The organism is Phytohalomonas tamaricis (assembly GCF_003012345.1).
GTDB lineage: Bacteria > Pseudomonadota > Gammaproteobacteria > Pseudomonadales > Halomonadaceae > Phytohalomonas > Phytohalomonas tamaricis.
The window spans coordinates 11,405-35,151 of record NZ_PVRV01000020.1; the positions used below are offsets into that span (position 1 = coordinate 11,405).

Below are 23,747 nucleotides of genomic sequence, written 5' to 3' on the forward strand. Positions count from 1 at the left end.
CCAGCGCGTAAGACGATGCGTTGTCCCAATAGACCTGCCGGCATTTGCCGAGCAGGGCTTGCTGTTATTGTCGACGCCTTATTTCAAGCCGCGACCGTGCATAGATTCCAAGAGGAAACGGATCATGTTATTGCGACGTCTTATTCTCGCCTCGCTGTTGATCGGCGTTGTTACCGGAGCGCTGTTGAGCCTTGGCCAGCAGCTGCGCGCCTCCCAACTGATCCATGCGGCTGAAGTATACGAAGTAGCCGACCATGACCACGGTGAGGGACATGATCATCATAGTCATGGTCATGATCACGGCGAGCACGACCATACCTGGATGCCCGCCGACGGCACCGAGCGCACCTTCTACACCCTAGTATCGGATATTTGCGCCGCGACCGGCTTTGCCGCACTGATGCTGGTAGCGATGACGGTCGCCGCTGGCTATGGCCAGCGCCGCATCACGCCGGCCCGCGGTCTGCTGTGGGGCCTGGTTGGCTTCATTGCCTTTTTCGTCGCCCCCGGCCTGGGCTTGCCGCCTGAGCTACCGGGTTTCAAGGCCGCGCCACTTGAGGCGCGCCAGCTGTGGTGGGTGCTGACCGTTTCACTGACGCTGGTCGCCTTCGCGCTGCTGTTCTTTGCCCGTTCCTGGCAGAAACTCGGCGCACTGCCGCTGCTGCTCATTCCCCATGTCTGGGGGGCGCCGCAACTCAACGGCCCGGCGATTGCCAACCCCGACCCGCAGGCCATAGCTCAGCTCGAACAGCTGCATCATTCGTTCATCATCGCGACGACGCTGACCAACGCTGGCTTCTGGCTGCTGCTGGGCCTCGGCTGCGCCATCGCGATTCAGAGCTGGAGCAAACCCCATGGCGCCCTCAGTGCGGCCTGAATTTCCCTTTACCGCCGTAATCGGTCAGCAGCGTCTCAAGACGGCGCTGATCCTGGCCGCCCTCGATCCGAAACTCGGCGGCGTGCTGATCAGCGGCCCGCGCGGCACAGCCAAGTCGACCCTCGCTCGCGGTCTCGCCCAACTGCTGCCCGAGTCGTTAGAGCAAGCGCAGAGCCGCTTCGTCACGCTGCCGCTCGGCGCCAGTGAGGAACAGTTGATCGGCAGTCTCGACCTTGAGCAGGCGCTGGGCGAACGCAAGGTCGCCTTCAACCCCGGCCTGCTCGCCCGCGCCCATCACGGCGTACTCTATATCGACGAGGTCAATCTGCTGTCCGATCCGCTGGTCGATGCACTGCTCGACGTCGCCGCCAGCGGCGTCAACGTCATCGAGCGCGATGGCATCAGCCACAGCCACGCGGCGGAGTTCCTGCTGGTCGGCACAATGAATCCCGACGAGGGCGAGCTTCGCCCGCAACTGCAGGATCGCTTCGGCCTCGGCGTCGAGCTCAGCGAGCGTTATGACACTGAGCAGCGCGTCGCAATCGTTAGTCAGCGCTTCGCCTTCGACAGCGATCCCGACGCCTTTATCCTCGAACACCACGACGCCCAGCAGGCACTCAGGGCGTGTCTTGACGTTGCACGGCGGCGCCTGACGCAGATCAGCTTTCCAGATGCGCTGCAATTGTTGATCGCCGAGCGCTGTTTTGATGCCAACGTCGAGGGCGTGCGCGCCGACCTGAGCTGGCGCCGTGCAGCTATCGCTCACGCCGCCTGGCAGCAACGTGATGCCGTCAGTCGTGAAGATATCGACGCGGTCGAGGCGCTGGTGCTCGATCACCGTCGTTCATCCGGCCAGCCACCGTCAGTGCTACCTCCCCCCTCTCCTTCTACGCCGCCCGGGGGCGGTCAAAGCGGGCCAGATCAACATCGCACCCCCGAATCGGGGCAGGCGACGAACTCTCGAAGCGCCGGTAGCGGCGATTGGGGTTCGCTACAGCCGCGCCGTCAAGCAACTGGCAGTATTCGTCATCCCGAGCTGAATGTCACAGCCACTCGGCCGACAGACCAGTCGCTGCCTAACGTTGTAACGCCCTCGGCAGAGCGCGGTCCACAGCCAGGACAGGGCGCGCGCGACAGGCGTCAAGGCTCTCCTCCTGCCGCGTCGGTCGACTGGTTTCGCACCCTGAGCGCCCGGGCCAACCGTGAACAGCTAGTACGCCTCTATCGCAAGCCGCCGCGCCAGGGGAGAAACACGCTCAACCTAGTACTACTCGATACTTCCGCCTCGACGCTCGGTCGCCACGCTTTCGGCGCCGCCAAGGGAGTCGTACTCGGCATTGCCCGTCAGGCTTATCTCGCCCGTCAGCAGCTGGCGATACTTACCTTCGGCCGCCAACGCGTACAGTGGCTGATGACGCCGCGCCGCGCCCCGAAACAATGTGCTTCCCTGCTGGACTCGCTTGAGGCCGGCGGCGGCACGCCGCTGCGCCAGGCACTGCTGAGCACCCGTCGGTTGCTTGAGCGACGTGTCAAGCAAGCGCCTGATGGGGTAAGTAGAACCTTTTTGCTTACCGACGGACGCTGCCGAGATGAGATCGATGATCTCGCCTGGTCAACGCCGCTGTGGGTGATCGATACCGAACAGGGCAAGGTCAGGCTCGGTCGCGGTCGCGAGCTTGCCCGCCGGCTCAACGGCCACTATCTCCCCCTCGATGATTTGCAGCTCGATCCAGCTGCCGCCGACAGGATGACAACATGAGCGATCAATTCGACGATAGCGACGCCCTTGCCCAGGAAAAACACCGCCAGCGCATGGCGGCGAAGAAGAAGATCGTCGATGAGCGCATCGCCCGCGCTCAGGAGGAGCGTGGCGTGCTGATCCTGCTCAAGGGCAACGGCAAGGGCAAGAGTAGCTCGGCGTTTGGCACCATGGCGCGTGCTCTTGGTCATGGCCAGCGCGCCGCGGTGATCCAGTTCATCAAGGGTCGCAAGGCCACCGGCGAATACCTGTTCTTCAAGGACCATCCCCGCGTCGACTTCCATGTCATGGGCCACGGCTTCACTTGGGAAACCCAGGACCGCGACCAGGACATCGCTGCGGCGCAGCAGGCCTGGGCGCTGGCCGAACGGCTGCTGCAAGACGAGCACTACGATTTCCTGCTCTTCGATGAACTCTCCTATATGATCAAGTACGGTTATCTCGATGCCACACGCATCGCCGCCGCACTCAGCACTCGCCTGCGAAACCAGAACGTGATGATTACCGGCCGCACCATGGCCACCGAACTGCAGGAGATCGCTGATACCATCAGCGTGGTCCAGGACGAGCGCCACGCCTTCCGTCTCGGCATCAAGGCTCAAGCAGGTATCGAATACTGATGAAAGACAACGCCATGCCACTCGATACTTCCGCACATTGTCCTGCCCTGTTCATTGCGGCAATGGCTTCCGGGCAGGGAAAGACCACACTGACCGCGGCGCTGGCACGCTATCACCGCCTTCAAGGCCGTCGTGTCGTCGTCTTCAAGACCGGCCCCGACTACCTTGATCCACAGGTCCTGGCCCACGCTTCCGGTCAACCGGTCGAGCCGCTCGACTTATGGATGGCGGGCGAGGCCTTCTGCCGAGACCAGCTCTATCGCGCCGCGCAAAATGCCGACCTGATATTGATCGAAGGTGCCATGGGCCTGCTCGACGGTGACCCGAGCAGCGCCGATCTCGCTGCTGCCTTTGGCATTCCCATCGTCGCTGTGATCAACGCCAAGGGCATGGCGCAGACCGTGGCTGCCGTCGCTATGGGCCTCAAGCACTACCGCAACGACTATGAGATGAAGGGTATCGTCGCTAACGCGGTCGGCAGCGAACGCCACCGCGAGCTGATCGAGCAGAGCCTGCCGGCCGACATCCCGCTCCTGGCGACCTTGCCACGCCGCGACGAGATCATGTTGCCGTCGCGCCACCTGGGGCTGGTCCAACCCGAAGAACAGCTCGACCTTGATAGCCGGCTCGATGCTGGCGCCGCGCTGCTTGAAGGTACACCGTTGGCCGAACTGCCGGCGGCGGTCGAATTCCATGCTCAGGCGCTGGCATCTCCGCCGCGAGCGCTCGAGGGCATACGCATCGCCATTGCCCGAGACGCCGCTTTCAGCTTTATTTATGCTGCTAACCTGCGCCTGCTCGAGACAATGGGAGCACAGACAGCATTCTTCTCGCCGCTGGCAGATAGCGCCCTACCCGACGCCGATGCACTGTGGCTACCGGGCGGCTACCCTGAGCTGCACGCTGCGGGTCTGGCCGCAAACGATGCAATGCACCAGGCGCTGCATGATTTTCACGCTACAGGCAAGCCGATCCTCGCCGAATGCGGCGGTATGCTCTACCTGCAGCAGACGCTGACCGACCAGGGCGGCGTCAGCTATAAAATGGCAGGATTGCTGCCCGGCCACGGCGAGATGCGCACCAAGCGCGGCTGTCAGGGTATGCAAAGCGCGCCGCTGCCGGAGGGTACGCTGCGCGGACATGCTCACCACCATTCACGCAGTCACGACACACTCGCCCCGTTTGCTTACGGTATCCGCGCCAAGCATCCGGCGCCCGGCGAGGCGATCTATCGTCAAAGCAGCGTAACAGCAACCTATTTGCATCTATTCTTTCCCTCCAACCCTGAGGCCGTCGCCAAACTGTTTGCCCCCGCCGCTACTGCTGGTGCTCTGCCCGTCACAGCTGCGGCCGAGCTGGCGAGGTAGGACAAACCATGTGGCCGGAAAGCATTGAGCACGCCTCGCATCAGCCGCTGCGCACCGGATTGACCACCGGCAGCTGCGCGACGGCGTGCGCGCTGGCCTCGGCGCGACTGTTATTGACCGGTAAAGACTGCGATGCCTGCGAGATCGAGCTGCCGCAAAAGCGCGGCGGGCAAGGCAATGCCCGCCGGGTCACGCTGCCGATCACCGCCTGCCACCGCCTTGACGATGGGCAGGCCTACGCTTCGACCGTCAAGGACGCCGGCGACGATCCCGATGTCACCCACGGCGCCACCGTCTTTACCCGCACGCGCCTGATCGCATCAAGCGGTATCCATTTTCGCGCCGCCGAAGGCGTCGGCACTGTCACACGCGACGGGCTGGCGCTGACGCGCGGCGAGCCGGCGATCAATCCTGTGCCGCGCCGCATGATCGCTGAACACCTCGAAGCATTGGCCGTCGAACAGGGCTACGGTGGCGGATTCGAAGTCGCCATCGGTGTTGAAAATGGCGTGGCACTGGCGCAGAAGACGATGAATCCACGCCTCGGTATCATCGGTGGATTATCGATTCTCGGCACCACCGGTATCGTGCGGCCCTTTTCATGCGCCGCCTATATCGCCTCGATCCATCAGGGTATAGACGTCGCCCGCGCCAATGGCCTCGATCATCTCGCCGCCTGCACCGGCAACCTGAGCGAGCGCTACGCTCGCGATCAGTTCGGCCTCGATGACATGGCGTTGATCGAGATGGGCGATTTTGCCGGTGCGGTGCTCAAGTATCTCAGACGAGCACCGGTAGCGCACATGACGTTGATCGGCGGCTTCGGCAAGATCAGCAAGCTCGCCCAGGGCCATCTCGATCTACACAGTAGTAAGTCATCGATTGACCTCGACGCCATCGCATCGACTGCCGAGACACTGGGCGCCGATGCCGCGCTCAAGCGTGCCATTCAGAGTGCCAATACCAGCATCGAGGCGCTTAAGCTTGCCGCCGCTCTGCCGTTAGGCGACGCGCTCTGCGCCCAGGCCTGGCACGTCGCGCGACGCATCGTGCCCGAGAGCGTGCACCTCGATGTGGTCGCCATCGACCGCAAGGGTGAGCGTATTGGTGCTTTTTTAGACAGCGAGCAGACGTCATGACGCTACTGGTGCTGGGCGGCACTCGAGACGCCAGGCGGTTTGCCGAGGCGTTGCATGACGCAAACGTCGAGCTGATCTACAGCATCGCTGGCCTGATGGGTACACCAAACGCAGCGTTCGAGATAGTATCGGGTGGTTTTTCCCGTCTAGCCCTAGCCGGTCACGACACGGATACCAGCCTTGCCGGACTGTGCCGTTTCATTGCGGCGCGGCGCATCGAAGCTATCGCCGATCTGACACACCCCTTCGCGGCGACGATTTCGGCCACCGCTGTGGCTGCCGCCGCGCTCTGCACGATCCCCTGCTGGCGCTTCGAGCGACCGGTCTGGCAGGCGCAGCCCGGTGACGACTGGCGCGTGGTCGACAATCATGATGAGCTGCTCACCACCATTGCGCCGTTTCAGCGCCCTTTCTTCACGCTCGGCCAGAGTGCCCTGCATCTGCTGTCACGGCGCGGCTCGCATCAGCACTGGCTGATCCGCTCAGCCCAGCCACTGCCCGCCGATGCGCCGGCGCAGGGTTACGATTTCATCCAGGCTACCGGTCCCTTCGCACTGGCAGAGGAGCGCCAGTTACTGCGCGACCAGGCCATCGACGTGATTATCACCAAACATAGCGGCGGCGCGGCCACCGAGGCCAAACTGATCGCCGCTCGCGAGCTTGGCCTGCCGGTGGTGATGCTGGCGAGGCCGACGCTGCCACCGGCGACAGCCGCCTTCAGCGACCACGACGCTTTTGTTGCCTACTGCACTGCGCACCTGCCCGCTGATCGCTCAAATGACTACAAGGATTCATTCCATGCCTAGCAACGATAAACCGGCCATTCTGTTTGTCGGCCACGGCTCGCGTGACGTCGAGGCCGTTGAGGAGTTCACCCAGTTAACCAAGCATTTCCGTGAGCGCTATCCGGATCGCCTGTGTTCCTATGGTTTTCTCGAATTCGCCCGTCCGGTCATCGTCGACGGTGTCGAAGAGCTGGTCGCCCAGGGCGCGACCGAAATCTCCGCCATCCCCGGCATGCTGATGGCCGCCGGCCACGCCAAGAACGATATACCCAGCGAGCTCAATGCACTGCAGCAGCAGTTTAAGGGAATCAAGATCAACTACGGCGCGGAGTTAGGCGTCAATCCCAATATGATCCGCGCCGCGCGCGATCGTATCGAGCAATCGGAAAGCGAATTTGGCGACGGCTACCGACGCGAGGAGACGCTTTTGGTCGTGGTCGGCCGTGGCGCCTCCGACCCGGACGCCAACTCCAATATTTCCAAGATCACCCGCGTGCTGGAAGAAGGCATGGGCTTCGGCTGGGCAATCACCTGCTATAGCGGCGTAACCACACCGCTGGTGCCGCAGGCACTGGAGAAGATCCATCCGATGGGTTTCAAGCGCGTGATTGTCTTCCCCTACTTCCTGTTTACCGGCCGGTTGATCAAGAAGATCTACGCCTGGGCTGACGACTATCAGGCCGCACATCCGGACGTGCAGGTCGTCAAGGCGCCCTACCTCAATGACCATCCGCTAGTGATCGACACCTTTGCCGAGCGCCTCAATGATATCGAGCACGGCAGTCCCAACATGAACTGTCAGATGTGCCAATACCGGGTGCAGATTGTCGGCAACGAACATAAGGTAGGTGCCCCCCAGGAAGGCCATCACCATCACGTACGCGGCGCGGGTACCGATGCTGATCATCATCACCACGATCACAGCCACCATCATCATGGTCATGTCCACGACCATGGGCATGGCCACGAGCATAGCCACGCCCCTGAAGAGCACGTAAGCACGGTGCATCATGTGCCGCTTCACAACGAGCAATAGACCTTGGCAGACGGCATGAGCAGCAACGAGGAACAGTGCGCCAAGCTGCGCTTCGACTATGAGCGCGATCCGCTCACGATCGAGCGCGAAAGCTTTCGTCAGATCCGCACGCTTACCGACCTATCACGCTGGTCGGAAGACGAGCAGCAGATCGCGATGCGGCTGGTGCATACTTGCGGCGATCCGGCGATCGTCGACGGGCTGCGGCTCAGCGATGCGGCCGTCGCGCGCGGTCTCGATGCGCTTACGCAGGGCGGTGCGATTCTCTGCGACGTCGAAATGGTACGTCACGGCCTGACAAGACGGCTGCTTGCGCCATTGACGAGCCAGAGCCACTGCTTTCTCAACGACGAGCGCACGCCGGTGCTGGCGCGTGAGCGCGGCGAGACGCGTTCAATGGCTGCGCTGGAACTGTGGCGCCCCCACCTCGACCACGCCGTCGTGCTGATCGGCAATGCCCCGACTGCGCTGTTTCGACTACTCGAGATGATCGACGCCGGCGCACCACGCCCAGCGTTGGTAATTGGTATGCCGGTCGGCTTTGTCGGCGCCGCCGAATCGAAGGACGCGCTATGGCAGCACCACCGCGCACTCGGTATCGAGTGCATGACGCTGCTCGGCCGCCAAGGCGGCAGTGCACTGACCGCCGCGACCTTCAACGCGCTGCTGCGTCTGCATGCGGGGATGCGGCTATGAAAGATGCGACGGTGAAAGATGTGGTGGTAAAAAGCCCGGCCATGACGATCGATGTCGTCAGCCTCGGCATCGGCGAGCACGCCGTGCTTGGTGATGCGGCGCTGCATGCGCTGCGTGCGGCCCGGCATATCGTCGCCTCGCCGCGCCAGCATGCCACCCTCGATCACCTCGCACTCTGCGCCCAGCGTCACGCGCTGCCCTCGCCACTCAGCCAGCTACCCGCGCTGTGCGGTGCACTTGAGGGTGCAATCGTCATACTCGCTTCAGGTGACGGCTTGTTCTTCGGTATCGGCACCATGCTTAAGCGCTACTATCAAGCCGAGGCACTGCGCTTTCACCCCAACGTGTCGAGTGTGCAAGCGATGGTGCATGCCCTTGGCCTAGATCTGACGGATCTACAGACAGTTAGCCTCCATGGCCGCCCACTGGAAACCCTAAACGCTTACCTGCGCCATAATCGGCGCTATGCACTGCTGACCGACGAACGCAGCCATCCCGGCGCCATCGCCCGCCTGTTGGTCGAGGCCGGCTTCGTTGACTCGACGCTGTGGGTCGGCGAGCGCCTTGGCTATCCTGACCAGCGCCTGCGCCAGTTCACAGCTCACGATATTGCCGATGACAGCCTCGATGTCGATCCGCTCAATGTCGTAGTAGTCGAGACGCGTGGCGACGGCGGCGTATTGCCGGAGTTCCCGGGCATTCTTGATGCCCATTTCCATACTGACCGCAACGAGTCGCCGGGGCGCGGCATGCTGACCAAGCGCGAGGTACGACTGATGATCCTGTCGTTGATCGCGCCGCGTGCCGGTGATATCGGCTGGGACATCGGTGCCGGCTGCGGCGGTGTAGCGGTAGAGTGGGCACGCTGGAATTCGCGCGGCCAAGTGCACGCTATCGAGCATCACCCTCAGCGCGTCGAGGCCCTGCTGAAAAATCGCGCCAAGTTTGGGGTCATCAACAACCTGACCGTCCATGAAGCACGCGCTCCCGAGTGTCTTGATGCCCTGCCCGTGCCCAGCGTCGTGTTCGTTGGCGGCAGTGACGGCCGGCTTGCCGCGATTCTAGATCAGTGCTGGGAAAGGCTGCCGGTCGGTGGTCGGTTGGTAGCCAGCGCCGTCACCGAGCCGACCCGCAGCGCCTTGTTCAACTTCGAGACGCGCAGCCGAGTCGAGGGCGAATGGACTCAGCTCGCCGTCAGCCGCGGTGAACGTCTCGCCGGGCAGCGACTGTTCCGCCCCCAGCTGCCGGTCACGCTGGTGAAATTCGTCAAACAGGAGGAGAGGCGTTAATGGCGAGCGCAACGTTTTACGGCATCGGCATCGGTCCCGGCGACCCCGAGCTGATCACGCTCAAGGCGCATCGCACCCTGCAGCGCGTCGACGCGGTGGCCTATATCGTCAACGCCGAGGGCTATTCGTTGGCCGCCGATATCGCGCGCGAAAGCCTGCCCGCCTCGCAGCGTCAGAAGCATCTCAAGATCCGCATCGAGATGTGCAGCGAGCGCACCCAGATCAACCGCGTCTATGACACCACCGCCGAGCAGATCGCCGAACTGCTGGAAGCCGGTCGCGACGTCGCCTTTCTGTGCGAGGGCGATCCGCTGTTCTACGGCTCCTTCGCCTACCTGCTCGACCGCCTTGCCGCACGCTATCCCTGCCAGGTCATTCCCGGTATCAGCTCGCTGCAGGCCGCCTCGGCAGCGGCGCTGCTGCCGACAGCGCTTCTAACCGAGAACCTGGCGGTGATCAGCGCACGCTGCACGGAGAATGAGCTGCTCGAGGCGCTGGCACGCTTTGACAACCTCATCATTCTCAAGGGCGGGCGTCAGCGCGCTCGGGTCAAGGTATTAATCGAGCAAAGCGGCCGGCTACGTGACGGGCTTTATCTTGAGTATCTCAGCCATCCCCATGAGCGGCGGGTGTTCGACTTGCGCGAGCTACCGGACGAACCCGGCCCCTACTTCTCGCTGTTCATGGTCAGCCGTCGCCACGGCCAGCGCCCCCAGTGAAGACGACCTCGATTATCTCCGTGACCACCGCTGGCCTTGCCCTGGCCGAGCGTATCCAAGCGGGAGAACCTGACGCCGAAATCGTCTACCGGCCGCAGCCATTTGGCGAGACGGTACGCACGCTGTTCCAGGCCGGCCAGCGGCTGGTGTTCATTTGTGCCACCGGCATCGTCGTACGCACGTTGGCACCGGTGATTCAGGACAAGCACATCGACCCGCCGGTATTGGTACTCGATGACCAGGGCCGCTTCGTGATTGCGCTGCTGTCGGGCCACGAAGGCGGCGCCAACGCCTGGGCAGTGGCGCTGGCCACGCGCCTCAAGGCGCAGCCGGTATTGACCACGGCCAAACCCTACGTCCACCCGGTCTACACGCTGGGCATGGGCTGTGAACGTCACTGCCCGGTAGAGGTATTGGCGCAGCTCGCCGCCGAATGCCTCTCGATCGCCGGGCTACAGCCGAGGCAGATTGCCGGTTTGGCGAGCATCGACATCAAAGCGGACGAGACGGGATTGATCGAACTTGGTGTGCAACAAGGTTGGCCCTATACCACTTGGCCAGCAGCGCGGCTGCGTGAGGTAGAGGACCAGCTCAGCCAGCGTTCTGAGATTGTCTTTCGTGAAGTCGGCGTCTACGGTGTCGCCGAGGCGGCGGCGCTGGTGGCGGCATCAAGGCTGACCGGAGAACCGGCCGAGCTGCTCCTGCCCAAGCACAAGAACCGCCGGGCGACCTGTGCGATCGCCCGGAGTTTCCATGCAGGATGAAACGAGAGCTGTGACTGGCGGCTCAGGCCGCGGCCTGCTTGACCGGCAGTCGCCTGAGGTGCAGACCGACGGCAAGTGCGATGGCGAGCAGCACGGCAATGAACGCGCCTACGCCATTCCAGCCGCCGTAGTGCCAGAATACGCCGCCCAGCGTGCCGGCGAGGCTCGAGCCAACGTAGTAGCTGAACAGGTAGAGCGACGACGCCTGCGCCTTGGCTTGGGTGGCACGTTTGCCGATCCAACTGCTCGCCGTCGAGTGGGCGGCGAAGAAGCCGAAGGTGAACAGCAACATGCCGATCAGGATCAATACTACCGGTTCGAACAGGGTCAGGCCGAGCCCGCCCAGCATCAGCGCGATGAAGGCCCAGAACACGCGGTTGCGGCCCAACCGGTCGGCCAGCCCGCCGGCCCAGGCCGAGCTGTAGATGCCGGACAGATAGACGATCGACAGCAGCCCTATCACCGCCTGGCTGTAATGATACGGCGCGCCGAGCAGACGGTAACCGATGTAGTTGAACAAGGTGACGAAGCTGCCCATCAACAGAAACGACTCGAAAAACAGCCACGGCAGGCCGCGATCCTTGAAATGGCCGACAAAGCCGGCTGCCAGGCTGCGCGGCTTGAGCGAGCGCGGCTGGAAGTGACGCGACGGCGGCAGGATGCGGATGAAGATCAGGGCGGCAATCAGCCCGATCAGCCCCAGTGTTCCGAGCGTCACGCGCCAGGAGACGAAGTCGACCATAACGCCGCTGATCAGACGCCCGCTCATGCCGCCGATTGCGTTGCCGCCGATGTAGAGGCCCATCGACACGCCAATGGAGCGTGGGTGGATCTCCTCGTTGAGGTAGGTCATCGCCACCGCGCAGAGTCCGGCCAGCGACAACCCGACCAGCGCGCGGGTGATCAGTACACCTTCCCACGTCGGCATGATGGCACCCAGCAGGGTAAACCCCGAAGCGCCAAGCAAGGCCAGCGACATGACCGACTTTCGCCCGACCGCGTCGGAGATCGGCCCGGTGATCAACATGCCAACCGCCAGCATCGCCGTCGAAATCGACAGCACCAGACTGCTGCTGGCGGCGTCGATAGCGAAGGCATCCGACAGGATAGGCATCATCGGCTGCACGCAGTAGAGCAACGCGAAGGTAGCAAACCCAGATGAAAAGAGCGCCAACATGGTAGCGAGATAGCCAGCGCTGCCCTTTTCGATGTAAGCGGCCTCGAGTATCTCGGCCTCTTCCTCGACTTCGTGGGCAGCCATCTGCGTCGACTCGGTGACGGACCCAGCCTTGCCGTGTGCAGAAGCGGAGGAATTACGAGAAGAATGATGCACGTATAACCTCAAATAGAGCGCCACGGATGCTAATCCCGCTCATACTCAGCAGCGAGCAAGCACAAGGCAGCACATAGCGAAAGAAAGACCCTACAACAGGCGATGGTTAAGGGAATTATCGTCTGCGTTTAAGCTTTCTAATACATTGATTGGCCTGTTTGAAAGGTTGTGAACATGGATAGGATTGCGCCATCTTCGCAGTTTCGTCAATACGACCGGTGCGCTGTTTCTCACCCAGACACGTGAGACGCTTTACGCATCAACCGTACCGTCCAGATTTTAATGGCACTCGACATGTCACGTCCGAGGTGGACGTATAGCCATGAATCGAGCAATGGCTACGGTCCCAATGAAAAATGGATTTAGATGAAAAAACTTTATGTTGTCGGCACCGGCCCCGGCACTGAAACCATGATTACCCCCGAGGTCGAGCACGCCATCGCGGCGAGCAGTGATCTGGTCGCCTACGGGCTCTATCTTGACCTACTCGGCACGCGCCTCGACGGCAAAACCCGCCACGACCGCCCACTCGGCGAGGAAATCGAGCGCGCCCGTTTGGCGCTCGAACTAGCCGCCAAGGGCAATACCACGGCGCTCATTTCAAGCGGCGATATCGGTATCTTCGCGATGGCGACACTGGTGTTCGAGCTGCTCGAACGCAAGCAGCATGGCGATGAAGAAGGCCACGGCTGGGATGAGGTCGAGATCGAAGTAATGCCCGGCATCAGCGCCATGCAGCTCGCCGCAGCGCGCATGGGCGCAGCGCTGGGCCACGACTTCTGCGCCATCTCGCTTTCCGATTTGCTCACCCCGTGGGAGACGATCGAGACGCGCATTCGCGCCGCCGCACTGGGTGACTTCGTCGTCTCCTTCTACAACCCGGTGTCGAAAAAGCGCGACTGGCAACTGGCCCGCGCCCGCGAAATCCTGCTCGAACGCCGCCCGGCGCAAACGCCGGTCATTCTCGGTCGCAACCTGGGCCGTGACGACGAGACCGTTCGCCTGACCACGCTGGGTGAACTACGCGTCGAGGATGTCGACATGCTGACTCTGGTCCAGGTCGGCAGCAGCGCGACCCGCGCCTTCAACGATGGCAAGCGCGACTGGGTCTACACGCCGCGCGGCTACGCCCGCAAACTGACGCTGGGAGACGACACATGACGGTTTATTTCATCGGTGCCGGTCCTGGCGACCCGGAACTGCTAACGCTCAAGGGATTGAAGCTGATCCAACGCTGCCCGCTGATCCTCTACGCCGGTTCGCTGGTGCCCGAGGAGATACTCGCCGAGGCGCGTGATGATGCCGAAGTGCTCGACACCGCCTCGCTGAACCTTGATGAGATCATTGCGCATATCGAGCGTGCCCACGCCAACGGCCAGGACGTCGCCCGGGTCCATTCCGGTGATCCCTCTATCTATGGCGCGATCGGCGAGCAGATCCGCCGCCTCGAAGCGCTCGGCATCGACTATCAGGTTGTGCCCGGCGTGACCTCGACCAGCGCCAGCGCCGCCGCTTTAGGCCGTGAGCTAACCCTATCGGGCATTTCGCAGACGGTAATCATGACCCGCTACGCCGGCAAGACGCCGATGCCCGAACGCGAGAATCTGGTTTCGCTCGCCCAGCACGGCGCAACGCTGGCGATCCATCTCGGCGTCACCCGCTTGCATAAGATCGTCGACGATCTTGTACCGTTCTATGGCGCTGACTGCCCGGTGGCGGTGTGCTACCGCGTCGGTTGGCCCGACGAGCAGCACATTACCGGCACGCTGTCCGACATTGTCGCTCAGGTGCGCGCCGCCAAGATCACCCGCACCGCACTGATTCTGGTCGGCCACGTTCTCGGCAGCGCCGATTTCCGCGACTCCTATCTCTATGACGCCGAGCAGGCCCATGTCTATCGGCCCAAGTTCAAGACCGACGCGCCGCGCAAGGTCAAGCGCGCCGCACCGGCAACACCATCGTCTACCACCCGCCAGGGAGATGCCTGATGCAACTCGACAAGATTCCCGCCACCGTAGTCACCGGCTTTCTCGGTAGCGGCAAGACCACACTTTTGACCAACCTGCTCAAGCAGGCAGGCGGCAAGCGCATCGCCGTGATCGTCAACGAGTTCGGCGAGATGGATGTCGACTCAGAACTGCTGCGTAGCTGCGCCTTCGAGGGCTGCGAGGAGAACGCGCCACGCGGTGACGACAGCGGCATCTACGAACTCGCCAACGGCTGCATCTGCTGCACCGTCGAAGAGGAGTTCCTGCCGGTGATGCAGAAGCTGGTCGCGCGCCGCGACGAGATCGATCATATCGTCATCGAGACCTCGGGCCTGGCGCTGCCCAAGCCGCTGGTGCAGGCCTTCAACTGGCCCGACATCAAGCAATTCTGCACCGTCGACGCGGTGATCACCGTGGTCGACGGCCCGGCGCTGGCCGCCGGCCGCGTTGCTCACGATCATGACCAGGTTGAAAGCCAGCGCCTCGCCGACGGCAGTCTCGACCACAACCCAACGTTGCAGGAACTGCTCGACGATCAGCTTGCCGCTGCCGATCTGGTCGTGATCACCAAGGCTGACCTGCTCGACGACGTGGTCAAGGCCTCGGTCGAGCAACGCGTGCGCGACCGGCTGCCGCCCAGCGTCAAGACGCTGCTCGTCGAGGACGGAAGAGTCGATGCTGCCGTGCTGATGGGGCTCAACGCTGCCAGCGAGGAGCGCATCGAAGCGATCCACACCCATCACGATCATCACCATGATCATGGCCATGATCACCACCACGCTCATGACGATTTCGACTCCTGCGTGCTTGAATTCGGCAGCGTCGATTCCGATGCGCTGACCGCGACGCTTAAAGAGCTGATCGCCGAGCATGTCATCTATCGCGTCAAGGGCTTCGTCGATACCGGCAAGCCGATGCGCCAAGTCGTCCACGCCGTCGGCGATCGTATCACCAGCCACTTCGATCGCCTGTGGCAGGACAATGATGTGCGCCGCACCCGGCTGGTAGTGATCGGCCAACACCTTGACGAAAGCCTGCTCCACACCGCGCTGGCGCGCAGCGAAACGCAGGACGCCTGAGCCATGCATCTGTTCGCTGCACAACCGGGTGGATTCAGCGACGACGAAGGAATCATCGACCTGCGTCAGTCGCCGGCGGAGCTGGTGATCCTGGCCGCGGCGGACAGCGTGCTCGGCCTGCTCGCAGACACGGCCGAGGTGCTGCCTGCGGACTATCCCTCGCTGCGCCTGGCCAATTGGCTCAACCTCAAGAAGCCGGCTGCCTTCGATCTCTATCGCGATAAGGTACTCGATCATGCCCGCGTGGTGGTGCTGTCACTGCTCGGCGGTGCGGCCTACTGGGAATATGGTCTCGAGCAGCTCAGGGAGTGGGCCCGTAGTAGCGGACGTACGTTGATCGTGGTGCCCGGAGACGACAGCGAGGACGACGCTCTGCTGAATGCCAGCAGCGTGCCACACGACACAGCGTGGCGGGTATGGCGTTACCTGCGCGAAGGCGGCGCCCGCAACGCCCGCCAACTGTTCGCCTTTCTGCAGGCACAGTGCTTCACCGCGGACCACGAGACGATCGAATGGCTCGAGCCGCGCGCCCTGCCCCGCGCGCTGATCTATCATCCCCACGTCCATGATGCCAGCCTCGCCGACTGGCAGCGGCAGTGGCACCCCGAACGGCCCGTGGCGCTGCTGCTGTTCTATCGCAGCCACCTGCAGGACGCCAACACCCAACTGTTCGACGAGCTGATCGAAGTGCTCGGCGAACACGGATTGAATGTACTGCCGCTGGCGGTGGCCTCGCTCAAGGAAGACGTCTGTCTGGAAACGGTCGAGGCGCTCAGCGTACAGGCCAATGCCGCGGTGATGCTCAATACCACCGGCTTCGCGCTCTCCTCCACCGTCAACGCCTCGCTCTCCTCGACGCCGAGCGACTATCAGCATCCCTTCTCCAAGCCGCTGCCGATCCTGCAGCTGATCCTGGCTAGCAACAGCGAGGCGGACTGGCAGGCGCAGAGCGGCGGCCTGCGTGCCCGCGACATCGCCATGCACATCGCCCTGCCGGAGCTTGACGGGCGTATCATCACCCGCGCGGTCGGCTTCAAGCACAGCGACTACTACAGCCAGCGCTGCCAGCTCGACGTGGTACGCTTCGCGCTCCACCGTGAACGCGCCGGCTTCGTTGCCGAACTGGCGCGGCGCTGGGCGATGCTCGCGACCAGGCCCAACGCCGAGAAACGCGTCGCGTTGATTTTGGCCAACTACCCGACCAACGACGGCCGCATCGGCAACGGCGTCGGCCTCGACACGCCAGCCTCGACGCTCAACTTGCTGACAGCGATGCGTGAGCATGGTTACCCGGTCGAGGGCATTCCCACTGCACCGAGCGAGCTGATTACTCAGTTGCAGCAGTCGATCACCAACAACCTCGATACCCTTGAACAACTGCCGTGCTGGCAGAGCCTCGACCTCGACAGCTACTGGCATTATTTTCGCACCCTGCCCGCGCCCAGCCAGCAGGCGGTGCTCACGCGCTGGGGCGAACCCGAGCGTGACCCAAAATACCGTGACGGTCGTCTGATGCTGGCCGGCATGCGCCTTGGTGAGACATTTGTCGGCATCCAGCCGGCACGCGGCTTCAATGTCGATCTGGCCGCCAACTACCACGACCCCGATCTGGTACCGCCGCACAGCTACCTGGCGTTCTATTTCTGGCTGCGCCACGTCTACGCCGTCGACGCCATCGTCCACGTCGGCAAGCATGGCAATCTCGAATGGCTGCCCGGCAAGGGCACCGCGCTGTCGGCGCAGTGCTGGCCCGATATCGCACTCGGCCCGATGCCGCACCTCTATCCTTTCATCGTCAATGACCCTGGCGAAGGTGCCCAGGCTAAGCGTCGCGCCCAGGCGGTGATCATCGACCACCTGATGCCGCCGATGACCCGTGCCGAGGTTTACGGCGAACTCGCCGAGCTCGAGCAGCTCATCGACGAGTACTATCAGGCGCTCGGCCTCGATGCGCGCCGTGAGCGCTATTTGAAAGAGCAGATCATCAATCAACTGCGTACCAGCCACGTTCTCGACGAACTAGGGATGCCGCCGGCGAACACAGACGCCGATAACGACGATGCGCTGCTCAACCGCCTCGATACCTACTTGTGCGATATCAAAGAGGCGCAGATCCGCGATGGCTTGCACCGCCTCGGCCAGCTGCCGGATGACGCTCAGCTTGTTGACACGCTGGTGGCGCTGTTGCGTCTGCCACGCGGCGAAGGCGAACGCGACGCCGGCATCCTGCATGCGCTGGGCGCCGATTTTGGCGTTGACATATGCGGTGAAGAAGGCGGCTTCGATCCACTCCAGCCCGGTGCAGCGCTCTGGGATGGCCCGCGACCGGCAGAACTGGAAGCGCTCAGTGAACAGGCCTGGCGCACCGAGCAGCATACCCGCGAGCGACTCGAACTCTTCGCACGTGCGCTGATCCAGCGCTTCATACTCGAGTGCGAACCGCTTGAAGCGCTACCGGCTAGCTTTACCCGCACGCGCACGCTGCTGAGCGTTATCCACAACACGCTGCTGCCAGCGCTGCACCAGAGTGCTCACGATGAACTGGGCAACGCCCTCGCCGCTCTATCGGGTCGTTTCGTGCCTCCCGGTCCGAGTGGCGCGCCGACGCGCGGCCGGCTCGACACGCTGCCCACCGGACGCAACTTCTACGCCGTCGACAGCCGCGCCATCCCTTCCAAGGCGGCCTGGGCACTGGGACAGATATCGGCCGAGCAGGTGGTGATGCGCCACCTGCAGGAGCACGGCGACTATCCGCGCACTATAGGGCTTTCGGTGTGGGGCACGGCAACGATGCGCACCGGCGGCGACGACATCGCCCAGGCTTTTGCGCTGATGGGGATCAAACCGGTATGGGCACCGGGCTCACAGCGCGTGGTCGACTTCGAGGTGATTCCCGGCTTCTTCCTCGGCCGGCCGCGGGTCGATGTCACCCTGCGTGTGTCGGGCTTCTTCCGCGACGCCTTTCCAAATCTGATCCGGCTATTTGACGCCGCCGTGCAAAAGCTCGCCGAACTCGACGAACCTGGCGACGGCAACACGATCAAAACCAAGATCAGCGCACGACAGGCAGCGCTCGAAGCGGGCGGCGTGCCCGTCGAGCAGGCGCGCCGCCAGGCCGGCTTTCGCGTGTTCGGCTCGAAGCCCGGCGCCTACGGTGCAGGGCTGCAAGGGCTGATCGACGAACGCAACTGGGATAACGAACAGGACCTCGCTGAAGCGTTTGTCAACTGGGGCGGCTGGGCCTACGGCCAGGACAGCTTCGGCGAGCAGGCTTTCGACGCGTTCAGTCACCAGCTCGGCCAGCTCGAAGCGGTGATGCAGAATCAGGACAACCGCGAGCACGACATCCTCGATTCCGACGACTACTACCAATTTCAGGGCGGCATGACCAATGCGGTGCGCGTGATCAACGGCGAAATGCCGAGCGTCTATCACGTCGATCACAGTAATCCCGCCGCGCCGCGGGTGCGCACCCTAAAAGAAGAACTCAACCGCGTCGTGCGTTCACGCGTTACCAACCCGAAATGGATCGCAGCGATGCAACGCCACGGCTACAAGGGCGCGTTCGAAATGGCCGCCAGCGTCGATTATCTGTTCGCCTACGATGCCACCACCGGCCTGGTCGACGACTACCAGTACGCCAATGTCAGCGAAGCGCTGGCGCTGGACACCGCCAATCAGCACTTCATGCTCGAACACAACCCCAGCGCACTGCGCGAGATGAGCGAGCGGCTGCTGGAGGCGATGCAGCGCGGCCTGTGGCAGGAACCCGGCGACTACCGCGAGCGCATCGAGTCGCTGTTGCTTGAGCTGGACGAGACGCAGGAGATGGCCTCGCAAGATGAAGGATAAGCATGAGATGACAACGAGAGATACCTTCAGGGTCCGCACCACGTTGATGATTCAGGGCACTACCTCTGATGCTGGCAAGAGCGCCTTCGTTACCGCGCTGTGCCGCATATTCGCCCACCAAGGGCTGCGCGTCGCGCCGTTCAAGCCGCAGAACATGGCACTCAATAGTGCAGTGACGGTCGACGGTGGCGAGATCGGCCGCGCCCAGGCAGTGCAGGCACTGGCCGCCGGCGTCGAGGCAACCACCGACTTCAATCCGATTCTGCTCAAGCCCAATTCCGACAAGGGAGCGCAGGTGATCGTCAACGGCCGCGCGATCGGCAACATGAATGCCCGCGATTATCACCACTTCAAGCCGCAGCTGCTCGAGCAGGTAGTCGCCGCCCACGATCGTCTGGCGCGTAACTACGACCTAGTGCTGGTCGAGGGTGCCGGCAGCGCCGCCGAGGTCAACCTGCGTGAACACGACTTAGCTAACATGGGCTTCGCAGAGACGGTTGATTGCCCGGTGATCCTGATCGCCGATATTGATCGCGGCGGCGTATTCGCCCATTTGGTCGGCACCCTCGACGTGCTTTCAGCGAGCGAGCAGGCGCGCATCGTCGGCTTCGTGATCAATCGCTTTCGTGGCGATATCAGCCTGTTGCAGCCCGGCATCGACTGGCTCGAGGCGCGCACCGGCAAGCCGGTGCTGGCGGTGGTGCCCTACCTGCACGACTTTCACCTCGAGGCCGAGGACGGCCTGTCGCGCAGCGAACGCTCCACACCCAGCGACAGCCGACTCAACGTCGTCGTGCCGCTGCTGCCACGCATCAGTAACCATACCGACTTCGACGCACTGCGCCTGCATCCCAACGTCAGCCTGCGCTATGCCAAGGCACCTGACGAGGCCCTCAAGGCCGACCTGATCGTGCTTCCGGGCAGCAAGAATGTGCGTGACGACCTCGCCTGGCTGCTGGCGCATGGCTGGGCGCCGGCAATTCAGCGTCATCTGCGTTATGGCGGCAAGATAATAGGTATCTGCGGCGGCTATCAGATGCTCGGCGAAGCAATCCGCGACCCTGCCGGTGTCGAAGGCCCAGCGGGCGAAAGTGCAGGGCTAGGGCTGCTGCCGTTGACCACCGAGCTCAAACGCGACAAGCAGCTCAGGCATGTCGCGGGACAATGCCGGCTGGGCGATTCGACAACACCGGTCAGCGGCTACGAGATCCACGTTGGTGAGAGCGTAGGTGCGGCGCTCAAGCGCGGCGTATTCGCACTCGATGATGGCCGCTACGATGGAGCGCTATCGGAAGATGAACAGATCCTCGGCACCTACATCCACGGCGTGTTCGACCAGCCACAGACGCTTGAAGCGCTGCTCAAGTGGGCCGGTGTGACTGAGCCGCAGGCGTTTGATTATGGCAGGAAGCGCGAAGAAGAGATCGAGCGGCTGGCAGACGCCACTGCTCAAGCATTGGGCGAATCAATGCAGTTGCTGCGGGCGCTGACCGGCCAAGGGCACGTTAACTAATATCCCCGGCCTGCCTGATCAATGCGCACCGGCGCCGGCGCCACTTTTAATGCGCGCCGGCTCCCGCGCCACTGCTGCCTTTCACTTCGACAGGGCGAGCACGCTTGGTGAGAAAGACGATGGCAATCATCGCCGCGAATACCCACATCATCAGGTAGAAGTAGTCGACGGTCGACATCATGAAGCCCTGCTGGGTGATCACCTCGTTGAGCTGCATCAATCGGCTCGTCTCGTCGCCGCTCAGCGCGTTGAGATAGTTCTGCGCCGCGTAGTTGGTCGAGGTGACATGCTCGGTGAGCTGGGCGTGATGGAAGATTGCGCGCCTATCCCACAGCCAGGTGGTTAATGATGAGGCGAAGCTGCCGCCCAGGGTACGCAGGAAGGTCGACAGCGCCGAGGCGTCGGCAATCTGCTCCCCGGAGAGATCCGAAAGCAGGATCGTCGTGGTCGGCATGAAAAACAGCGCGATGCCCGCCCCCATGAACAGCTGCACCAGCGCCACCGTCTTGAAATCAACCTCAAGGTTGAAGTGCATACGCATGTAGCAGCTCGCGCTCATGAACATGAACGCCATCGCCGCCAGCTTGCGCATGTCGAGCTGAGGAGCGAAACGGCCAATGATCGGTGACAACAGCAGCGGCAGCACGCCGAGCGGCGCCGCCGCCAGCCCGGCCCAGGTCGAGGTGTAGCCGAGCTGACTCTGCAGCCACTGCGGCAGGATCAGGTTGATGCCAAAGAAGCCTGAATACCCCATCACCAGCGCCAGGGTACCAAAGGCAAAGTTGCGGTTGCGAAACAGCGTCAGGTTGATGATCGGATGCTTCTCGGTCAGTTCCCAGATGATCAGGAAGGCGATTGCGATAACCGAAAAGACGGCACCGGCCAGGATCCAGCGGTTGCTGAACCAGTCGAGCTCGTTGCCCTTGTCGAGTATCAGTTGAAGTACGCCGACGCCGAGTATCAGCGCGATCAGGCCGACGTAGTCGAGCGGTGCGCGCACTACCTGTAGCGGCCGGTTCTTCATCTGCGCAAAGATCACCACGGCAGCGAAGATGCCGATCGGCACGTTGATGAAGAATATCCACGGCCAGCTATAGTCGTAGGTCAGCCAACCGCCGAGGATCGGACCGACGATCGGACCGACCACCGCGACCATGCCGAGCAGCGCCAGTGCCGAGCCACGCTTTGCCGCCGGAAAGATCGACAGCAAAAGCGTCTGTCCCATTGGATAGAGCGGTGCCGCCGACAGCCCCTGCAGGGTGCGGAAACCAACCAGCATTGCCATTGAATCCGAAATGCCGCACAGAAACGAGGTCAGCGAGAACAGCAGCAGCGCGCCCAGATAGAGCCTCACCTCGCCGACTCGGCGACTCAGCCAGGCGGTGATCGGCAGACCGATGGCGTTGCAAACCGTGAACGAGGTAATGACCCAAGTGCCCTGGTTCGAGCTGACGCCGAGGTTACCGGCAATAGTCGGCAGCGAAACGTTGGCAATGGTGGTATCGAGCACCTGCATGAAGACACCAAGCGCCAGCGCCAGGGTACACAGCACTCGACTGGGCGGATTGTAAGTAGCCTGCTGCGCCATCGTGTTTAGTCCTTGGCACCGGAAGCGGACTGAGCCAGCTGCCTGCCGTTGTCCTCGATCAGCTTTTCAATCAGGGCATTGGCGCCGGCCAGTTGCTGGGCATAAACGTCGGTTTCGTAGCGCGGCTGCTCACGCGACCGGTCCGGCAACAGGACGCCATCCTTGTGATGAAGATCAACATCAACGGTCATCGACAGGCCAATACGCAGCGGATACGCCTCTAGCTCCTGCGGATCAAGCTGTATCCGCACCGGCAGACGCTGAACAATCTTGATCCAGTTACCGGTGGCGTTCTGTGCCGGCAGCGCGGAGAAGGCGCTGCCCGTACCAACGCCAAGGTTTTCAATCGTGCCGTGATAGGTCACGTCGTCGCCATAGAGATCGGAGACCAGTGTCACCGGCTGACCAATGCGCATGCTGCCCAGCTGCGTCTCCTTGAAGTTGGCATCGACCCAGACCTGATCGAGCGGTACTACTGCCATCAGCGTCGTGCCCGAGGCTACGCGCTGGCCGACCTGAACGCTGCGCTGTGCAACGTAGCCTGAGACCGGCGCAACAATCGTCGACCTGACCTGATCCAGGTAGGCCTGGCGCACCTGCGCCGCGGCGGCCATGACTTGGGGATGTGAAGCCACTTCGGTATTATCAGTCAGTGCCAGACTGGTATTGAGCTGCTGCTCGGCGCCGATCAAGGCGCTCTTGGCTGACAGCAGCGTCTCCCGCGCATGGATGAGTTCTTCCTGCGAGATCGCCCCCTTATCTGCCAGCTTGCGACGGCGGTCGTAATCGGCCTGGGCGCGCTGCACATCGACCTTGCGTGTTTCCACCTCGGCCTTGTACTGATCGACGTTGCTGTAGAGCCCGCGCACCTGACGGACGGTCTGGGCCAGATTGGCCTCGGCACTCTCCAGCGCAATCTGTGCATCGCTGCGATCCAAGCTCACCAACACTTGGCCTTTTGCGACATAGTCGCCGTCATCGGCGGTGATACTCGTCACCGTCCCGCCGGTTTCAGGAGTGATCTGCACCTGATTGCCGCCCACATAGGCATCGTCGGTGGCTTCGGACCAGCGTCCATAAAGATAATACCAAGCACCGACAGCAATCGCGGCGAGCACGACGACGAGCAGCAACAGCGTTAGCCACAGTCTGCGTTTGCCCTTACGCCGCTTATCGTCCTGCGCGTCCTGTTCCTGTGTCTTTTGAGAGGTTTGTTGCTGGTCAGCGGAAGCGGTCGGTGAAGTAGTCATGATAAGTCTCGAACAATAGTGATGCGGTCGACACGACCTTATTGTCAAACGTTATGTAATCAGCGGTTTACGGCGTGCTGTGGCAGGCAGTGT

Annotated in this window: 19 protein-coding genes; 16 read left to right on the top strand and 3 right to left on the bottom strand. The window is 62.6% G+C overall.

Annotated elements, in window-relative coordinates; all coding sequences use genetic code 11:
* Nucleotides 1-124: 124 nt before the first annotated feature.
* From C3Z11_RS05610 to C3Z11_RS05660, 11 genes are read left to right on the top strand one after another with little or no spacing between them, the layout of a single operon-like run.
* Nucleotides 125-877, top strand: a complete 753-nt coding sequence (locus tag C3Z11_RS05610) for a CbtA family protein (RefSeq protein ID WP_106476982.1) — start codon at nt 125-127, stop codon at nt 875-877.
* On the top strand, nt 855-2,636 hold the full coding sequence (locus C3Z11_RS05615; protein WP_106476983.1) for an ATP-binding protein: 1,782 nt from the start codon (nt 855-857) through the stop codon (nt 2,634-2,636). The genes C3Z11_RS05610 and C3Z11_RS05615 overlap by 23 nt, the downstream gene beginning before the upstream one ends.
* Nucleotides 2,633-3,256 carry a cob(I)yrinic acid a,c-diamide adenosyltransferase gene (gene cobO, locus C3Z11_RS05620; RefSeq protein ID WP_106476984.1) on the top strand — a complete coding sequence of 208 codons (624 nt, stop codon included), beginning with the start codon at nt 2,633-2,635 and terminating at the stop codon, nt 3,254-3,256. Before C3Z11_RS05615 ends, cobO begins: the two co-directional genes overlap by 4 nt.
* The gene (locus C3Z11_RS05625) at nt 3,256-4,623 is read left to right on the top strand and encodes a cobyrinate a,c-diamide synthase (RefSeq protein WP_106476985.1); all 1,368 of its coding nucleotides are present in this window, start codon (nt 3,256-3,258) and stop codon (nt 4,621-4,623) included. Before cobO ends, C3Z11_RS05625 begins: the two co-directional genes overlap by 1 nt.
* Nucleotides 4,624-4,631: 8 nt before the next feature.
* Complete coding sequence (locus C3Z11_RS05630; RefSeq protein ID WP_106476986.1) at nt 4,632-5,762, top strand: cobalt-precorrin-5B (C(1))-methyltransferase; 1,131 nt, start codon at nt 4,632-4,634, stop codon at nt 5,760-5,762.
* Nucleotides 5,759-6,568: a precorrin-6A/cobalt-precorrin-6A reductase gene (locus C3Z11_RS05635; protein WP_106476987.1), complete on the top strand. Its 810-nt coding sequence runs from the start codon at nt 5,759-5,761 to the stop codon at nt 6,566-6,568. Before C3Z11_RS05630 ends, C3Z11_RS05635 begins: the two co-directional genes overlap by 4 nt.
* The gene (locus tag C3Z11_RS05640; protein ID WP_106476988.1) at nt 6,561-7,583 is read left to right on the top strand and encodes a sirohydrochlorin chelatase; all 1,023 of its coding nucleotides are present in this window, start codon (nt 6,561-6,563) and stop codon (nt 7,581-7,583) included. The genes C3Z11_RS05635 and C3Z11_RS05640 overlap by 8 nt, the downstream gene beginning before the upstream one ends.
* 15 nt (nt 7,584-7,598) lie before the next feature.
* A complete protein-coding gene (locus tag C3Z11_RS05645; protein ID WP_262927265.1) occupies nt 7,599-8,279 on the top strand; it encodes a precorrin-8X methylmutase in 681 nt (226 codons plus the stop codon).
* Nucleotides 8,276-9,568, top strand: a complete 1,293-nt coding sequence (gene cbiE, locus C3Z11_RS05650) for a precorrin-6y C5,15-methyltransferase (decarboxylating) subunit CbiE (RefSeq protein WP_106476989.1) — start codon at nt 8,276-8,278, stop codon at nt 9,566-9,568. Before C3Z11_RS05645 ends, cbiE begins: the two co-directional genes overlap by 4 nt.
* On the top strand, nt 9,568-10,287 hold the full coding sequence (gene cobI, locus C3Z11_RS05655) for a precorrin-2 C(20)-methyltransferase (protein WP_106476990.1): 720 nt from the start codon (nt 9,568-9,570) through the stop codon (nt 10,285-10,287). The genes cbiE and cobI overlap by 1 nt, the downstream gene beginning before the upstream one ends.
* A gap of 20 nt (nt 10,288-10,307) precedes the next feature.
* Nucleotides 10,308-11,051, top strand: a complete 744-nt coding sequence (locus C3Z11_RS05660) for a cobalamin biosynthesis protein (RefSeq protein WP_262927266.1) — start codon at nt 10,308-10,310, stop codon at nt 11,049-11,051.
* 22 nt (nt 11,052-11,073) lie between these two features.
* On the opposite strand, the gene C3Z11_RS05665 is transcribed toward C3Z11_RS05660, so the two are convergent.
* Nucleotides 11,074-12,312 (bottom strand): MFS transporter, encoded by a 1,239-nt coding sequence (locus C3Z11_RS05665; RefSeq protein ID WP_106476992.1) that lies wholly within the window; start codon nt 12,310-12,312, stop codon nt 11,074-11,076.
* Between the two features lie 438 nt (nt 12,313-12,750).
* Between C3Z11_RS05665 and cobJ the strand changes: the two genes are divergently transcribed.
* The 5 genes from cobJ to C3Z11_RS05690 are packed head-to-tail and all read left to right on the top strand — an operon-like array spanning nt 12,751 to nt 20,816.
* Nucleotides 12,751-13,545: a precorrin-3B C(17)-methyltransferase gene (cobJ, locus tag C3Z11_RS05670; RefSeq protein WP_106476993.1), complete on the top strand. Its 795-nt coding sequence runs from the start codon at nt 12,751-12,753 to the stop codon at nt 13,543-13,545.
* A complete protein-coding gene (cobM, locus tag C3Z11_RS05675; RefSeq protein ID WP_106476994.1) occupies nt 13,542-14,372 on the top strand; it encodes a precorrin-4 C(11)-methyltransferase in 831 nt (276 codons plus the stop codon). Before cobJ ends, cobM begins: the two co-directional genes overlap by 4 nt.
* Nucleotides 14,372-15,451 carry a cobalamin biosynthesis protein CobW gene (gene cobW / locus C3Z11_RS05680; protein WP_106476995.1) on the top strand — a complete coding sequence of 360 codons (1,080 nt, stop codon included), beginning with the start codon at nt 14,372-14,374 and terminating at the stop codon, nt 15,449-15,451. The genes cobM and cobW overlap by 1 nt, the downstream gene beginning before the upstream one ends.
* Before the next feature lie 3 nt (nt 15,452-15,454).
* Nucleotides 15,455-19,303 (top strand): cobaltochelatase subunit CobN, encoded by a 3,849-nt coding sequence (cobN, locus tag C3Z11_RS05685; protein ID WP_106476996.1) that lies wholly within the window; start codon nt 15,455-15,457, stop codon nt 19,301-19,303.
* Nucleotides 19,304-19,310: 7 nt separating this feature from the next.
* A complete protein-coding gene (locus C3Z11_RS05690; RefSeq protein WP_106477725.1) occupies nt 19,311-20,816 on the top strand; it encodes a cobyric acid synthase in 1,506 nt (501 codons plus the stop codon).
* 46 nt (nt 20,817-20,862) lie between these two features.
* Here the strand turns inward: C3Z11_RS05690 and C3Z11_RS05695 are convergent, their stop codons facing one another.
* On the bottom strand, nt 20,863-22,404 hold the full coding sequence (locus tag C3Z11_RS05695; protein WP_106476997.1) for a DHA2 family efflux MFS transporter permease subunit: 1,542 nt from the start codon (nt 22,402-22,404) through the stop codon (nt 20,863-20,865).
* A gap of 5 nt (nt 22,405-22,409) precedes the next feature.
* Nucleotides 22,410-23,654, bottom strand: coding sequence for an efflux RND transporter periplasmic adaptor subunit (locus C3Z11_RS05700; protein WP_106476998.1), 1,245 nt, complete (start codon nt 23,652-23,654; stop codon nt 22,410-22,412).
* Nucleotides 23,655-23,747 lie beyond the last annotated feature (93 nt).